The sequence below is a fragment of the Thermococcus sp. genome (genome assembly GCF_015521605.1).
In the GTDB taxonomy this organism is placed as follows: domain Archaea; phylum Methanobacteriota_B; class Thermococci; order Thermococcales; family Thermococcaceae; genus Thermococcus.
This window is the reverse complement of sequence record NZ_WANV01000029.1, coordinates 1-2,292: the sequence shown is the minus strand read 5'-3', so window position 1 is coordinate 2,292 and position 2,292 is coordinate 1. Positions and strand designations below refer to the sequence as shown.

The 2,292-nt window shown below is 54.9% G+C and carries 4 protein-coding genes and 1 pseudogene; 1 reads left to right on the top strand and 4 read right to left on the bottom strand.

Translation table 11 applies throughout. The annotated features are described in order from the left end of the window. From F7C11_RS05775 to F7C11_RS05760, 4 genes and pseudogenes are all read right to left on the bottom strand, one after another. Positions 1–167: pseudogene (locus F7C11_RS05775) on the bottom strand (RNA-binding protein); the annotation flags it as partial. Then, a complete protein-coding gene (locus tag F7C11_RS05770) occupies positions 164–874 on the bottom strand; it encodes a ribosome assembly factor SBDS (protein ID WP_297091840.1) in 711 nt (236 codons plus the stop codon). The gene F7C11_RS05770 and the pseudogene F7C11_RS05775, both read right to left, overlap by 4 nt. Positions 875–885: 11 nt before the next feature. Beyond that, on the bottom strand, positions 886–1,668 hold the full coding sequence (psmA, locus tag F7C11_RS05765) for an archaeal proteasome endopeptidase complex subunit alpha (protein ID WP_297091838.1): 783 nt from the start codon (positions 1,666–1,668) through the stop codon (positions 886–888). Between the two features lie 78 nt (positions 1,669–1,746). After that, positions 1,747–1,968 carry a hypothetical protein gene (locus F7C11_RS05760; protein WP_297091844.1) on the bottom strand — a complete coding sequence of 74 codons (222 nt, stop codon included), beginning with the start codon at positions 1,966–1,968 and terminating at the stop codon, positions 1,747–1,749. Positions 1,969–2,023: 55 nt separating this feature from the next. Here F7C11_RS05760 and F7C11_RS05755 point away from each other — a divergent pair. Further along, the coding region (locus F7C11_RS05755; RefSeq protein ID WP_297091842.1) for an HIT family protein at positions 2,024–2,292 on the top strand (269 nt) is incomplete at its 3' end.

The window sequence follows — 2,292 nt, the reverse complement described above, 5'->3', positions numbered from 1 at the left end:
AGGGGTATCACCCTTATCGCGTCCCCCCTGATCTCAACCAGCCCAACGACGGTTGAGTATATCCTGTTGCCTTCCCTGAACGTCCCTCTTCCGCTCTTAAACGGCCCCTGGGCAAGTAAAGTCCCAGGAACCACCAGTTCCCTATTTTTTACAAAAATCCGTCTCATAGTCCCTTCCTCTCTATCAGTTTAGTTATCGCATTGCCCTTCGTGAGGGCATTAAGCTTCTCATAAAACTCCTCCTCGACTCCTCCGGGAATCTCGATGAGGAACATCCACGAGCCGTCGCTGGCCCACTCTTCGCGCTTTATAGTTCCAAACTTCCTTACCTCTCCGTATGCCCTGCCCACGTAGTCGCCGGGTATCTTCACTGCTATAACCTTCATCTCAAGCTTTATCGGGAGGAGGGGCCTTATGGCCTTGATAACACCCGGGACCTGCGCCTCGGCATCCTTGAACAGGTCGATGTGAACCCCTGCCTCTTCCATCGCCCGGAGGATTCTATCAACTGGGTGCGGATAGCCCGTCCTTGGATCCACGGCGTGCCTGTGAATCACCGTCGCTATGTAGCGCCTCTTATCTTCGAGCATCTGCCTCCTCTGCTCTGCTGTGAGCTGAACGTCACCCTTGCGAAGGATTACCTTTGCCACCTCGTAGGGGTCGCTGGTGCCGAATATCTTCTCCATCTCGTGCTCGCTGGCCTTGTCGCCCTTGTGGGCGTCCTTGAAAACGTAGGGGGTGGCGAGGATCTCCTCTATGGGAACGTCCTTGCCCTCCTTGAAGTCCCTCGCGAGGTAGGGGTCAACGAGTATCTCGAAGGTCTCACCGTGCGTCTTCAGACGGGCGATGACGGCCTTATCAACGCTTATGGGCATCGCCCGTCACCTCAGTAGTTGCTGTCCAGCTCGGAGTAGTCCTCTTCCCTCTCCTCGACTTCCTCTTCCTTGACCTCTTCGAGGATCTCCTCAAGGTACTTGGCAACGTCCTCCTTGCCGAGTTTCTTCCAGCGCTTGTCTTCGGTAGTTATGTAGGCGACCTCTATGCTGTCCGGGCTGGGCTCCTCAAGGGTCTTCGCGAGCGCCATTATTGCCAGCTTTATTGCCCCCTCCATGCCTATGTCGTCGGTGTAGTGCTCCTCAAAGATTGCCATGACGGTGTTCCTTCCGCTGCCTATTGCCACGGCCTTCCACTCGAAGTAAGCCCCGCTTGGGTCAGTCTCGTAGAGTTCGGGCTCCTCGTTGACGCCCGCCATGAGAAGGGCGGCGCCGAAGGGCCTCACACCGCCATACTGGGTGTGGGCCTGCTTGAGGTCGCAAATCTTCTTCACCAGAACGGTGAGCGGAACGGGTTCGCCGTAGGTGAGCCTGTAAACCTGGGCCTCCAGCCTGGCCCTGTCAACGAGAACCCTTGCGTCAGCAATTATGCCGCTCGGGGCGGCCGCTATGTGGTCGTCGATCTGGAAAATCTTTTCGTAGCTGCTCGGCTCGATGAGCTTGCTGGTTATCCTCTTCTCAACGGCGAGGACGACACCTTCCTTCCACTTAACACCAACGGCGGTTGCTCCCCTCTTAACGGCCTCCCTTGCGTAGTTTACCTGGAAGAGCCTTCCGTCAGGGCTGAAAACAGTAATGGCCCTGTCATAACCTGCCTGTGGTGGTACAAACGCCATTTTACATCACCTCTAACGTATTATCGTCATATCTCCTACTCTCTGCCCATACTTCTCGGGCGGCATAATTAAGCTTTTCTATTCACCCCGCAAGGCGAGCATCGCCATCTTTCTGGCTATTCTCCTGGCAAACTCCAGCGGAATGAATGCGATTACGAACAGTATCGAGGCCAGAATCAGGGAGGGTTCCCGTCCGATGGGCTGAACTATCATCATCCCAAAGGCCACCAGCAGAAAGCCCATGCCGAACGCGAGAAACTTCCGGTAGGTTTTGTTCATCATCTCAAGGGTTTCCTCCATCCCTCTCACCGAGGCCTTTTTATTCCGAACCCGTTTTAAGTCTTTGGTGCTGCCGATGGAATGTCCGTTCTGCAATCCAAGCGATGAAGTTATCCTCTATGAAGACGGGCTGATCAGAATACTCCTTGACTCGTATCCTGCGAGCAGAGGACACCTCCTGGTCGTTCCAAAGAGGCACGTGGAGAGCTGGGAAGAACTGACGGAAGAAGAAAAGACCGCACTGGTCAAAGGTATAGAACTCGCGATGAAAAAGCTGAGGGAGGTTCTAAAACCCGATGCCTTCAACGTCGGCATGAACCTCGGAAGTGCCGCCGGCCAGACTGT